This is a genomic window from Corynebacterium sp. (assembly GCF_052107835.1).
GTDB lineage: Bacteria > Actinomycetota > Actinomycetes > Mycobacteriales > Mycobacteriaceae > Corynebacterium.
Genome location: NZ_JBQEDF010000025.1, coordinates 12,686 through 25,528, shown reverse-complemented (window position 1 = coordinate 25,528; position 12,843 = coordinate 12,686). Strand labels below are relative to the sequence as shown.

The following is a 12,843-nucleotide window of genomic DNA, read 5'->3' as shown; positions in this document are numbered from 1 at the left end:
CACACCGGACGAAACCACCGCCGACAGGATGGCGCCACGCCGAGTTAGGTGACACATCCCCGCCCGACGGCGGTAGGATGACGGACATGCCCGCGCCGGACACCATCTCGCAAGACGGGGCCGTTGATTCGGCCCCGACCAGCGCGTGGGACCGCGACGGCGACGACGGGGACCCCGCGGACATCGGTCCGGGCGGCCGGCGTTCCGACGCCGACCGGTGGATGGACGACGCCCTGCGTCTCCGGTCGGGGACGAAACGGCTCAACATCTTCACCCCCGCCCTCGAGATACCCCGTCGGATGCGGCGCTTCGTCTCGACCACGCCGGGTCTGCTCTCGGTGGTGTCCGTACTGCTCGTTCTGGCGATCCTCGCCGCCGGCGGTGCGATGGCCGCCCAGTCCGCCAACCGGCAGGGGGACCTGAACACCCTGGTCAACCGGACGGAGCCGGTCTCCTTCGCCGCCCAGGAGCTCTACAACTCCCTCTCCGTCGCGGACTCCGTGGCGACCACCGGTTTCGTGGAGGACGCCGCGGGCAGCGCGGACACCCACCCTCCCTACCGTGAGGCCGTGGACACCGCGTCGCGGGCGGTTGTCCGCGCCGCCAACGGCATCGACGACCCGTCCACCCGTGAGATGGCGCTGATCCTGGAGATCCAGGAGAAGCTGCCGATGTACGTCAGCCTGATCACCGAGTCAGGCGTCAACAACCGGCAGGGCAACCCACTCGGCGCCGCCTACATCACCCAGGCCAGCGCGATGATGCAGGACGAGATCCTCCCCGCCGCCGCCGAGCTCTACAACCGGACGAGTTCCGAGGTCGCCGAGCAGCAGCTCGCGCTGACCAAGCCCAACTGGTTCGCCCTGTCCGGTCTGGTCGCCGCCGTGGTCCTGCTGCTCGTCGCCCAGTTCTGGCTGGCCGCCCAGACGAACCGCCGGATCAACCCGGGGTACGCGGTGGCGACCGTGCTGATGTCGGTCGCCCTGATCTGGGCGGGCGGGGCCGCCATCAACACCTGGACCAACGGAGTCCGCGGGCTCGACGGGACGTCCCAGCCGCTGGAGTCCCTGACGTCCCTGCGCATCTCGGTGCAGCAGACCCGCACCACCGAGGCCCTGGGCCTGGTCCAGCGCGATTACACCGACGGCACCCAGACCGACTTCTCCGACCAGGTCGCCCACATCGACCAGGAGCTCGAGGAGCTGCGCTCCAACCTGTCGAACACGGATGTGCTCGACCAGTCCCGTGAGAACCTGCGCACCTGGGACAACGCCCACGCCGACATGATCACGATGGTCAGGGAGGGCGACTACGCCGGGGCGATCCGCGCCACCGTCGGCGAGAACGGCTCCAGCGACACCCCCTCCGTGTCCGAGTCCTACCAGGACCTCGACAGCAACCTCCGCCTCCTGATCGATGACACCCGCGACCAGCTGCGCGCCTACCTCTCGGACACCCGCGCATCCGCGCAGCAGGTCACGTCACTGGTGATCCTGCTCGGGCTCGTCTCCGCCCTCTGCGTGATCCAGGGAACCAGGCCCCGACTGCAGGAGTACCTGTGATGAAGAGGAGGTTCACCGTCGGCGCCGTGGTACTGGCCTGCGCGACTGTCCTTGCGTCCTGCTCCTCCGAGGGCCTGGGCCTGCAGCAGTGGCCGGACTCCGCGGACCCCACCCTCGCCCTGCCGAACGGGTCCACCCTCACCGCCAACGGCACCGGTGAGGGCGACGACGCACCGCCGGACACCGGGCAGGAACCCTTCGGGTCGCTGCGTCCCGACGTGAACCCCCGTACCGGCGAGGAGGTCTCGCCGACCCGCCGGGTGCCGTCGATCGTCGAACGCGGACGCCTGGTCGTCGGCGTTGCACAGTCCCTGAACCGGCTCGGGTTCCGCGACCCTGTCAACGGTGAGATGGCCGGCTTCGAGGTCGACCTGGCCCGCGAGATCGCCCGCGACATCTTCGGCGACCCGGACCGGATCGAGTACCGGTTCGTCGAGGGAACCGGCAGGGAGAACGCCCTGGCTGACGGCACCGTTGACCTGGTGGTCCGCACCATGACCGTCACCCGCGCCCGCCAGGCGGACGTCGACTTCTCCGTCCCGTACCTGTCCACCTACCCGAGGGTGCTGGCAATGCGGGACTCCGGCATCAGCGGCGAAGCCGACCTCGCCGACAGGACGGTGTGCGTCACCCAGGACTCCACCAACCTGCAGGAACTGCGCGACGAGGTGCCGCACAAGGACATCCTGTCCACCCAGACGTGGTCGGACTGCCTGATGGCGATGCAGCGGAACCAGGCGGACGCCATCTACTCCGACTCGGCGATCCTGTCGGGACTGCAGGCGCAGGATCCCTACACGGTCATCGTGGGCGACAGCACGGACGGCACCGACTACGGGGTGGCTGCCGCGCTCCCCGAGGAGCGCAACTCCGCCGGGCTGGTGCGCCAGGTCAACTCCACGATGGAGCGCATCCGGTCCGACGGGACGTGGCAGGACCTCTACAGCCAGTGGATGGGCGACTACCTCGGGGACGGGACGCCCCCTCCCGCGTCCTACCGGAACGCCGCGGAGAGCCGTGAGCTCGCCGCATTCCGGGAGGAGCACGCCGAGGCCGGACAGGACGCGGAGGACGACGATGAGCGGTAGCGACGACAGGAAGAACCGGGACGGCAACGGTGCGTCCGGTGACGAGTCGGACACCGACGCCGTCGACATCGACGTCTCGACCGACCATCCCCGCCCCGGCGCGGACGAGGCCGGCGAGGACGAGGCGTCGACCCAGGCCACCCCGTTCGACCCCTTCGCCGAGGACTCCGGCCCCACCACCGGCCCCTCGTCCGACCCGGTCACCGCACCGGAGGGCACCGACCAGCAGACCACCATCGACTCCGGCGAGTGCAGTCGGCGGGAGGCACTGTCCACCTTCCGCCGCCGCCGCGGCACCTCCCGTGCCGGCGCGGAGGTCGCCGGCGGCATGGTGCGGCTCCCGTTCATCCCGCCGACCAACCCGCAGGACGCCGTCCTCGACGACGACGCCGTCGCCACGGTCGTCGACAACGGGACGGAGAGCCCCGTCCTCCACGCCGGTGACATCGTCGCCGCACAGTACGAGGTCCTCGGCCCCATCGCCCACGGTGGCATGGGCTGGATCTACCTCGCCACCGACCACAACGTCTCCGACCGGTGGGTCGTCCTGAAGGGGATGATGGAGACCAACACCGCCCACGAGCGCGCCGTCGCCGACTCCGAACGGGCCTTCCTCGCCGACATCACCCACCCCGGGATCGTCAAGATCTTCAACTTCATCGACGACGCCCGCAGTCCCGGCGGTTTCATCATCATGGAGTACGTCGGTGGACCGTCCCTGCGCCACCGGCGTCGCCGCCAACCGGGCAACACCCTGCCCATCGACACCGCCATCGGCTACATCCTCGAGGTCCTTCCCGCACTGGACTACCTGCACTCCCGCGGGGTGGTCTACAACGACCTCAAACCGGACAACATCATCATCACCGAGGACCAGGTCAAGCTCATCGACCTGGGGGCGGTGTCCGGCATCGGCGCCTTCGGGCACATCTTCGGCACCCGCGGGTTCCAGGCGCCCGAGATCGCACGGACCGGCCCGACGATCGCCAGCGACATCTACACCGTCGGTCGTACCCTGGCCAGCCTCATCGTGAAACTGCCCGTCACCGACGGCGTCTACGACCCCGGGCTGCCGAACCCGCACCAGGAACCCCTGTTCCGCAAGTACCTGTCCCTCTACCGGCTGCTGCTCCGGGCCACCGACGACGACCCGGAGAAGCGGTTCACCTCGGCCGGGACCATGGCCAACCAGCTGATCGGCGTCCTGCGCGAGGTCCTCGCCATCCGGGACGGGCGCCAGTACCAGCACCTGGACACGAAGTTCACCGCACAGCGCACCACGTTCGGCACCAAACACCTGCTGTTCCGCACCGACCAGCTCATCGACGGCATCGAACGCTCGGTGGAGACCACCTCACCCGAGGTCGTCACCGCGCTACCGACCCCGCTCACCGACCCGAATGACCCGGGTGCGTCGCTGCTGTCCGCCGCCAGCCTGACCGAGCCCGGTGAAGTGCTGGACACGCTGAAGGCGGCGATGAAGCAGCCGGACATGTCGGGCTCCACCGAGATCCCGCTGACGATCGTCCGCGCCCAACTCGACCTCGGCATGACCACCGAGGCGGTGCTCACGCTGCGCAACATGGACGACCGGCTGCGCCGCGACTGGCGCCACTACTGGCTGTCCGGGGTCTCCAACCTGCTCACCAGTGATTTCGTGGCGGCCCAGGAGTGCTTCAACGAGGTGCTGAACACACTGCCCGGCGAGCCCGCGCCGAAACTCGCCCTGGCCGCCACCGCCGAACTGCTGCTGCAGCACCAGGGCATGAACACCTCCAGGCTGCTGGACGAGGATGTCCAGAAGGCCGCTCTGGCGCTGACCTACACGCAGGGCAAACAGGCCACCGACTACAGCGAGGTCCCCGGCTGGACCCACCTGACCCAGGACCCGGTCGCCCTGCGGTTCCACGCGATCCGGCTGTACGGCCTGGTGTGGACCACGAACGCCTCAACGGTCTCCGCCGCCTTCGGCCTGGCCCGGCAACTGCACGCCGAAGGACTGGTGGACGCCGCGGTCGCCGCCCTGGACCGGGTTCCACTGTCCTCCCGGCACCACCGCATGGCGCGGCTGACGACCGTGCTGATGCTGATCACCGACCAGTCCTCGCTGAACGAGGCACGGTTGCGCCGGGCAGCCCGCCGCCTGGAGATCCTGCCGACCAATGAACCGCGGATCCCGCAGGTCAGGTTGGCGGTCATGGCGGCCGCGCTGGATTGGATGCGGGCGGAGAACCGGAACGCCGGGGAGCCCGGATCCGACGTCGGCCCCACCGCACACACCGCGAAGGCCCCCCTGTTCGACGTCGAGTTCTCCGAACGTGGCCTGCGCATGGGAATCGAGCTTGGACTGCGCGAGATCGCCCGTCAGTCCCCCTTCGCCCGGCACCGCTTCCGCCTGGTGGACATGGCCAACAGGATCCGCCCCCGCACCTGGTACTGAGCGCCGGCGGGAGGAACTACTGCTCGGCGAGCGTTGCGGCGGCGCGCGCGATGGCGAGCTCCTCGTTGGTCGGGACCACCAGCACCTTCACCGCGGAATCATCGGTGGAGATCACACGCGGCCCCTCAACGCCCTCATCATTCTGGTTGCGGGACTCGTCGATCTCGATACCGAAGTTCTCCAGGTCGGCCATGGTGTCGCGCCGGATTCCCACGTGGTTCTCACCGACACCTGCGGTGAACACCACGGCGTCCAGCTTCCCGAGCTGCAGCATGAAGGCACCCACGTACCGCCGCACACGGTGGACGTAGATGTCGTACGCCTCCTGGGCGTTGTCGTCCCCCTCGTTGATGAGTTCCTGGATCAGCCGGAAGTCGTTCGCTCCGGCCAGCCCCTTCAGACCGGAACGCTTGTTGAACAGCGTATCGATCTCGTCGATGGTCATCTTGCCCTCGCGGTAGAGGTGGAAGATGATGCCCGCGTCAATGTCACCGGTACGGGTTCCCATCACCAGCCCCTCCAGCGGGGTCAGCCCCATGGTGGTGTCCACGGGTGTGCCCCCGCGGATCGCCGCCATGGACGCACCGTTGCCGAGGTGCAGGGTGATCTGGTTGATCTCCGCGGCATCCTTGTTCAGGATCTTGGGGACCTGGCCGGACACGAACTGGTGGCTGGTGCCGTGGAAGCCGTAGCGCCGGATGTGGTACTGGTCGGCGACCTCGCGGTTCAGGCCGTAGCGGGACGCGGACTCCGGCAGGCTGTGGAAGAACGCGGTGTCGAAGACGGCCACGTGCTTGACGTCAGGCAGCAGGGAGCGGGCATTCTCGATGCCGTCGATGTTGGCGGGGTTGTGCAGAGGGGCCAGCGGTACCAGGCCACGGATCCCCGCGATGACCTTGTCATCGATGATCACGGGCTCCGAGAAGGAGTTGCCACCGTGCACCACACGGTGACCGACGGCGCTGATGTCCAGGTCCTGGGGCCCGAGCCCCAGCAGGGACATCATGCCGAAGGCACGCTCCAGACCGACGGAGTGGCTGAGGATCGGTCGACGGTCCTCGATCGTCTGGTCCTCGGTGATCAGCTTGATGTGGCCACGGTTCTCCCCGATCTGCTCGACAAGTCCGGAGAGGAACGGACCGTCCTTCACATCGGCGTCGAGGTCGAGGACCTGGAACTTGATCGAGGAGGAACCTGAGTTGAGGACGAGGACATGCTTGGCCATTTGCTGGACCTTTCTGTGGGTGGTGTCGGAGGTTAGTTACCGGCCTGGATGGCGGTGATGGCGACGGTGTTGACGATGTCGGGGACGGTGGCCCCGCGGGAGAGGTCGTTGACGGGCTTGTTCAGCCCCTGCAGGATCGGGCCGACAGCCAGGGCGTCCGCGGTGCGCTGCACGGCCTTGTAGGTGATGTTGCCGGCGTTGAGGTCGGGGAAAACGAAGACCGTGGCCTTGCCCGCCACGTCCGACCCCGGCATCTTCTTCTGCCCGACCGAGTCCACGACGGCTGCGTCGAACTGCAGCGGGCCGTCGATCCCCAGGTCGGGGGCGTTCTCCTGGGCGATCTTCACGGCCTCGGCGACTGCCTCGACATCCTCGCCGGCCCCGGAGGCGCCGGTGGAGTAGGACAGCATCGCGACCTTCGCCTCGATGCCGAACTGGGAGGCGGTCTTCGCGGACACCACGGCGATCTCGGCGAGCTGGGCGGGCGTGGGTGTGGGGTTGACCGCGCAGTCGCCGAAGGCCCAGAGCACCCCGTCCATGACCATGAGGAAGATCGAGGAGACGATGGACGCCTCGGGGACGGTCTTGATGATCTGGAAGCTGGGCTTGATGGTGTGGGCGGTGGTGTGCGCCGCGCCCGAGACCATGCCGTCCGCCAGACCCAGGTGGGTCATCATGGTGGCGTAGTAGGAGATGTCCTTCATCGTCTCGCGGGCGTCGTCGATGCTCACGCCCTTGGCCTTGCGCAGCTCGGCGAACTCCTCGGCGAAGCGCTCCAGGTCCGAGCCGGTCGTCGGGTCGGTGAGGGTGGCGGAGCTCAGGTCGTAGCCGAGCTTGTGGGCCCGCGACGCAATGTCCTTCGGGTCGCCGAGGATGGTCAGGTCGCAGACACGGCGCGAGAGCAGCTGGTCGGCGGCCTCGAGGATGCGGTCGTCATCTCCCTCGGGCAGGACGATGTGCGCCTTGGCCGCCCGTGCCTTGACGATCAGGTCGCGTTCGAAGGACTCCGGTCCGATGACCGGGGTGCAGGGCTCGGCCGAGCCGACGGACCCCAGGGCCACGAACGGGACGGCGGTGCCCTCGGCCTCCAGGGCGGACGAGGAGCTGTCCGGGTGGTCGAGGACGGTGATTCCGCGGGGTTCGCGGCCTGACCGTACGAGCTGGCCGGAGACCTGCTGCAGCTGGAGGTGGTCCTGCTCCCCGCCGGCGACCAGGAAGTGTGCGACCCCGGCCGCGGCGGCCAGGCGGGAGTCGAACATCGGCTCACCGGTGCCGACGAGGACGCCGCTGTCGGTGGACAGCGCCGTCTCGAGTGCGGCGCTGAAGTCGGGCGCGGCCGGTCGGAGGGTGTTGAAGATGTCGGTCACCGACGCCGGCAGTGCGGCGATCAGGTCATCCCGACGTCCTGCTGCAGTGGCAATGGGACTGAGCACGGCTCGAACGGTCACGGGTTCTCCTTACATACTCGACGGTCCCGCCGGTGTCCATGGGCGTCCGGGTGTCTTCGGACACAGTGGAACCGGCGGGATCTTCCTGACGTCCATTGTGCAGGGAAATGCGTTCGCCGACCAACGAAGTGGTGTTCCATCCATCTCACCACCCCCGATACTGTGGCCTATCCCACTATGTCGGGGGTGGTCCCCAGTCGGAGCAACTCCCCGAGAGTATCTGTCGCGATAACTACCCGGGGGTGACCGGGGTCACGTCCCGCTGCTCCGGGGACAGTGTCCCAGCACGCCGTCCCCGCCCCAGCCCCCGGACGATGAGCACCGCGCAGAGAACCACCACGGCCGTGGTGAGCAGTCCCCCGGCCCACCCCAGCGCCGTGGTCACCCGCGCACCGTTGAGCACCACCAGCAGACCACCGACGATCCCGCCGAGGATGTCCGGTTTCACGACCGTCACGATCCAGGCGGCGATCGGCGCGGCGACGACTCCCCCGATGAGCAGACCCAGCACCGGCTGCCAGGAATCGTGGACCTGCTCCAGACCGAAGATGAAGCCCAGCGACGCCGCGACGGCCACGAGGAACTCGGCGGTGTTCACCGTGCCGATGATCTTCCGCGGCTCGGTGCGTCCCACGCTCATCAGCGTCGAGGTCGTCACCGGCCCCCACCCGCCACCGCCCGACGCGTCCAGGAAACCGCCGCCGAGGCCCAGCGAGACCAACCCCCAACGGGACCTGCGGGTGGCCGGCGCGGGCCTCCCCCGCGTCCTGCTCCACGGCACGAGCACGCTGCGGACCAGGACGTAGCCGCCGAGCAGGAGCAGCAGGGTGGACACCACCGGCTCCGCCGATTCCGTGGACAGCCCGGACAGCACCGTCGCCCCGGCGAAGGCCCCGACCGCACCGGGGACGCCCAGGAAAACCACCGTGGGCCAGTGGACGTTGTTGAGCCGCCAATGGGCGATGCCGGAGAAGAGTGTGGTGCCGACCTCGGCGAAGTGGACCGCCGCACTCGCCTGCGCCGGCGCGGTCCCCGAGAGGATGAGCAGCGTGGTCGCCGTGACGCCGAAGGCCATGCCGAGGGCACCGTCGACGAGCTGGGCCATCAGTCCGACGATGGCGAAGAGGAGGAGTTTCACCGGTCCCCCGCCTGTTCACACGCGAGCGCACGCTCCACCACCAGGGGGGCGATGTCCGTGGTCAGGGGCGTCCCCGTCGACACGGACGCCGTCACCCCGGCGAGTCGGCGGACCGCCAGGTCCCATAGTGTGCCCGGGGAGACGAACACCGGCTCTACGGCGATCCGTTCCGCCGTCGAGGCCTCCACGTGTGCGGCGAGCGCGTCCGGCCCGGTGCCCCCGCCGGGACCGGTGGCGACCAGTGCGTGCCCCGGGACGCCCAGGCGGCGTCCGACATCCGCGGCGAGCTCGGCGACGGTGCCGTTCGCCCCCGGGACACTCGACCCGACCGAGTACAGGACGACCTCGTCCGCTCCGGGGTCACGGGACGAGATACGGGACGCCAGCAGAGCGGCCAGATCCGCACCCGTACCGATCCCGTCGGCCTGGTGCAGCGTGACACCGGTCTCCGCCGTAGCCCCGGCGAGTGCCTCCGGAACGTCCTGGCCCATGTGGAAGGCACGGGTGAACAGCAGCGGCACCACCACGGCCCCCCGGTGGCCGGCGGCGGCCAGCAGACCGGCGACGGTGGTGGGGGTCAGCGGCGAGAAGTCCAGGTAGGACGCGAACGCCTCCCGCCCGGACAGCCTGGCGACCTCGGCGGCGATATCCGCGACGGCGGCATCGGCCCGAGGATGCCGGGAACCGTGCGCCAGGCAGATGATGGGCTGGTCAGTCACCGTCGGTGACCAGGCCAGCGGTCAGGGTGTCCCCGGAACCCGGGTTGATCAGCAGGAAGGATCCGACGCGGCCACCGCGGCGGTAGGCCTCGAACGGCAGCGGCTCGGCCACGGTGATGCGGACCTCGGCGATGTCGTTCAGCGCCAGCTCCGTGCCGAGATCGGCGGTTTCGTCCACGTCAAGGATGTGGACGCGGCGCACGATCTCGTCGACCCGGGCGCGCACCAGGGCGGACCCGTAGCGCAGCAGCACATTGCCGCGGACCTTCACCGGTGCCTCGGCGAGCTGGAAGACCAGTGCGTTGACCTGGTTGGACAGCTCGGGGACGGCGTCGGCGCCCTCCTCCTCCTTCTGCGAGGCGATCAGGTCACCCCGGGAGATGTCGATGTCGTCGGCCAGCCGCAGGGTCACGGACTCGCCGCGTGCGGCGGCGTCCTGCTCCCCGCCGGGGCCGTCGATGCCGACGACGGTGGACGTCCGGCCGTCACGTCCGCCGACGGACACGGTGTCGCCGACAGCGACGGAACCGGAGGTCAGGCGTCCCGCGTAGCCGCGGTAGTCGGTGGCGTGGTCACGGATGACGAACTGCACCGGGAACCGCAGCCCGCGGACGGTGCCGGTGTTGATGCGGGCCGGCTGGGCCCCCTCCAGGATCTCCAGGACGGTCGGGCCCGAGTACCACGGCGTGTTCGTGGACTCCGAGACGACGTTGTCGCCGAGCAGTGCGGAGGTCGGCACGATGTCGACCTTCGGCAGGTTCAGGTCGTCGGCCAGGGCGAGGACGTCCGACTCGATCCCGCGGTACACGGTCTCGTCGAAGTCGACGGCGTCGATCTTGTTCACCGCGACCACGACCTGCGAGGTGCGCATCATGGCGGCGACGGTGAGATGGCGCTTCGTCTGCTCGATCACGCCGTTACGGGCGTCGATCAGCACGATGACCAGCTCGGAGGTCGACAGCCCGGTGACGGTGTTGCGCGTGTACTGCACGTGGCCGGGGCAGTCGGCGAGGATGAAGGACCGCTTGTCGGTGGCGAAGTAGCGGTAGGCGACATCGATGGTGATGCCCTGCTCACGCTCGGCGCGCAGACCGTCCACCAGCAGCGACAGGTCCGGGTTCTCCAGGCCCTTGGCCGCGGAGACGCGCTCGACGGCCTCGTACTGGTCGGCGAGGATGGACTTCGTGTCGTGCAGCAGGCGTCCGACGAAGGTGGACTTGCCGTCGTCGACGGAGCCGGCGGTGCACAGGCGCAGGGTGGGCAGGGTCTGCACGGGGGCCTCTGTGTTCTCCAGGGTAGCGGCGGTCATCAGAAGTAGCCTTCCTTCTTGCGGTCCTCCATGGAGGACTCGGAGAGTTTGTCGTCGGCACGGGTGGCGCCACGTTCGGTGGTGGTGGACAGGCGGATCTCATCGATGACGTCGTCGATGGTGGCCGCGTCCGACAGGACGGCACCGGTGCAGGACATGTCGCCGACGGTGCGGTAGCGCACGGTCCGGGTCTCCACGGCCTCGTTCTCGGCCGGGCCGCCCCACTCCCCGGCGGTCAGCCACATGCCGCCGCGGTTGAAGACCTCACGGTCGTGGGAGTAGTAGATCGCGGGGATCTCGACGTCGCGGGCCTTGAGGTACTCCCAGATGTCCGACTCGGTCCAGTTCGAGATCGGGAAGACACGGATGTTCTCGCCCGCCTGGTGGCGGCCGTTGTAGAGGCCCCACAGCTCGGGACGCTGACGCCGCGGGTTCCAGCCGCCGAAGGAGTCACGCACGGAGAAGACGCGCTCCTTGGCACGGGCCTTCTCCTCGTCGCGGCGGGCACCACCGAGGACGGCGTCGTAGCCGCGCTCCTGGATGGTCTCGACCAGTGGGACGGTCTGCAGCGGGTTGCGGGTGCCGTCCGGGCGCTCCTGGATCGCACCGGAGTCGATCCAGTCCTGGACCTCGGCGACGTGCAGGGTGATCCGGGGGTCCTCGGCGATCCGGTCACGGAACTCGATGACCTCGGGGAAGTTGTGCCCGGTGTCGACGTGGAGCAGCTCGAACGGGACGGCCGACGGGGCGAAAGCCCGTTTGGCCAGTTCCAGGACGACGACGGAGTCCTTGCCGCCGGAGAACAGCAGCGCCGGACGCTCGAACTGTCCGGCGACCTCGCGCAGGATCTCGATGCCCTCGGCTTCGAGGCTGGCGAGGTGGGGGCTCAGCTGGGTGGGCTGGGTGTCGGTGGCAGTAGTCACAGGTGAAGTCCGCATTCTGTCTTGGTGGAGTTGGCCCAGCGGCCGGAACGGGGATCCTCGCCGGGGGCGACCGGGAGGGTGCAGGTGGCGCATCCGATGGACGGGTAGCCCTGCCTGGTCAGCGGGTGGATGATCAGGTCGTGGGACTCGATGTAGTCCTCGATGTCCTGGTCGGTCCAGGCTGCGATGGGGTTGATCTTGAGCCGGCCGGTGCGGTCGACGTCCAGGATCGGGGTGTCCTTCCGCAGCTCGCTGTCGACGCGCTTGACCCCGGAGATCCAGGCCTCGTAGGGGTTGAGCATCCGGGCCAGCGGCTCGACCTTGCGCATCCGGCAGCAGGCCGTGGGATTGCGCTTGTACAGGTCCTTGCCGTAGGTCTCGTCCTGCGTGGCCACGGAGTAGACCGGCTCCACCGTGCGCAGCGGCAGGGAGTAGCGCTCCTGCACGTCGTTGGCGACGTCCATGGTCTCGTCGAAGTGGTAACCGGTGTCCAGGAACACCATCTCGGCGTCCCTGACCCGGCCTTCGGTGAGCTCGGCGAGGACGGTGTCCTGCATGGACATGGTGACGGCCACCGTGCCGGTGGTGTGCTCGTTGACCCAGTCGAGGATCTCCTCGGCGCTCGCTCCCTCGAGCTGCGCATTCCATTCATCGACCAGTGCCTGGTGGGCGGCGGTCTGTTCCTCGCTGAGGTGGGTGGTGGTGGTCGGCGCGCCGGACGGGCTGACCTCCGGGTCCCTGATGTCCCCGGCGTCCCCGTTGTCGGACACACCGACCAGGCCGGTGAGCGACGTGAAGCCGACGGCCGGTCCTGTGTTCGTCATACCTGCTCTTCTCGCTCGGTGGATCTGCGTTACGTTGTCGGGCTGTTGTCGTCAAGTGCGGATCGTGCGGCAGCCTCCCGGAACCCAACAGACCGGTCGGTCTATGCCATGCCGCACCAGAGTAGACCACCCAGTCCGCGGAGGGCAACCGGCTTTGCCCGTACCGC

The 12,843-nt window shown here is 68.8% G+C and carries 10 protein-coding genes; 3 read left to right on the top strand and 7 right to left on the bottom strand.

Annotation, left to right across the window (positions count from 1 at the left end):
• Positions 1–86 precede the first annotated feature (86 nt).
• From ACTIL2_RS07905 to ACTIL2_RS07895, 3 genes are read left to right on the top strand one after another with little or no spacing between them, the layout of a single operon-like run.
• On the top strand, positions 87–1,562 hold the full coding sequence (locus ACTIL2_RS07905; RefSeq protein ID WP_442336910.1) for a hypothetical protein: 1,476 nt from the start codon (positions 87–89) through the stop codon (positions 1,560–1,562).
• Positions 1,562–2,650 carry a transporter substrate-binding domain-containing protein gene (locus ACTIL2_RS07900; RefSeq protein ID WP_442336909.1) on the top strand — a complete coding sequence of 363 codons (1,089 nt, stop codon included), beginning with the start codon at positions 1,562–1,564 and terminating at the stop codon, positions 2,648–2,650. The genes ACTIL2_RS07905 and ACTIL2_RS07900 overlap by 1 nt, the downstream gene beginning before the upstream one ends.
• Entirely contained in the window at positions 2,640–5,090 is a 2,451-nt protein-coding gene (locus ACTIL2_RS07895; RefSeq protein ID WP_442336908.1) for a tetratricopeptide repeat protein, read from the top strand. The genes ACTIL2_RS07900 and ACTIL2_RS07895 overlap by 11 nt, the downstream gene beginning before the upstream one ends.
• 16 nt (positions 5,091–5,106) lie before the next feature.
• Here the strand turns inward: ACTIL2_RS07895 and ACTIL2_RS07890 are convergent, their stop codons facing one another.
• The 7 genes from ACTIL2_RS07890 to ACTIL2_RS07860 all read right to left on the bottom strand — a co-directional run bounded on the left by ACTIL2_RS07890 (position 5,107) and on the right by ACTIL2_RS07860 (position 12,676).
• Positions 5,107–6,315, bottom strand: a complete 1,209-nt coding sequence (locus ACTIL2_RS07890; protein ID WP_442336907.1) for an acetate kinase — start codon at positions 6,313–6,315, stop codon at positions 5,107–5,109.
• A gap of 32 nt (positions 6,316–6,347) precedes the next feature.
• Entirely contained in the window at positions 6,348–7,763 is a 1,416-nt protein-coding gene (gene pta / locus ACTIL2_RS07885; RefSeq protein WP_442336906.1) for a phosphate acetyltransferase, read from the bottom strand.
• Positions 7,764–7,995: 232 nt separating this feature from the next.
• On the bottom strand, positions 7,996–8,901 hold the full coding sequence (locus ACTIL2_RS07880) for a sulfite exporter TauE/SafE family protein (RefSeq protein WP_442336905.1): 906 nt from the start codon (positions 8,899–8,901) through the stop codon (positions 7,996–7,998).
• A complete protein-coding gene (locus ACTIL2_RS07875; RefSeq protein ID WP_442336904.1) occupies positions 8,898–9,620 on the bottom strand; it encodes a sirohydrochlorin chelatase in 723 nt (240 codons plus the stop codon). Before ACTIL2_RS07875 ends, ACTIL2_RS07880 begins: the two co-directional genes overlap by 4 nt.
• Entirely contained in the window at positions 9,613–10,929 is a 1,317-nt protein-coding gene (locus tag ACTIL2_RS07870; RefSeq protein ID WP_442336903.1) for a sulfate adenylyltransferase subunit 1, read from the bottom strand. Before ACTIL2_RS07870 ends, ACTIL2_RS07875 begins: the two co-directional genes overlap by 8 nt.
• On the bottom strand, positions 10,929–11,867 hold the full coding sequence (cysD, locus tag ACTIL2_RS07865; RefSeq protein ID WP_442336902.1) for a sulfate adenylyltransferase subunit CysD: 939 nt from the start codon (positions 11,865–11,867) through the stop codon (positions 10,929–10,931). The genes ACTIL2_RS07870 and cysD overlap by 1 nt, the downstream gene beginning before the upstream one ends.
• Entirely contained in the window at positions 11,849–12,676 is an 828-nt protein-coding gene (locus ACTIL2_RS07860; RefSeq protein ID WP_442336901.1) for a phosphoadenylyl-sulfate reductase, read from the bottom strand. The genes cysD and ACTIL2_RS07860 overlap by 19 nt, the downstream gene beginning before the upstream one ends.
• Between the last annotated feature and the right edge of the window lie 167 nt (positions 12,677–12,843).

Bases quoted from the DNA above. Each gene is read 5' to 3' on its own strand.
- ACTIL2_RS07890 (WP_442336907.1), bottom strand. From the start codon at position 6,315: ATGGCCAAGCATGTCCTCGTCCTCAACTCAGGTTCCTCCTCGATCAAG.
- ACTIL2_RS07870 (WP_442336903.1), bottom strand. From the start codon at position 10,929: ATGACCGCCGCTACCCTGGAGAACACAGAGGCCCCCGTGCAGACCCTG.
- ACTIL2_RS07860 (WP_442336901.1), bottom strand. From the start codon at position 12,676: ATGACGAACACAGGACCGGCCGTCGGCTTCACGTCGCTCACCGGCCTG.
- cysD (WP_442336902.1), bottom strand. From the start codon at position 11,867: ATGCGGACTTCACCTGTGACTACTGCCACCGACACCCAGCCCACCCAG.
- ACTIL2_RS07905 (WP_442336910.1), top strand. From the start codon at position 87: ATGCCCGCGCCGGACACCATCTCGCAAGACGGGGCCGTTGATTCGGCC.
- ACTIL2_RS07895 (WP_442336908.1), top strand. From the start codon at position 2,640: ATGAGCGGTAGCGACGACAGGAAGAACCGGGACGGCAACGGTGCGTCC.
- ACTIL2_RS07900 (WP_442336909.1), top strand. From the start codon at position 1,562: ATGAAGAGGAGGTTCACCGTCGGCGCCGTGGTACTGGCCTGCGCGACT.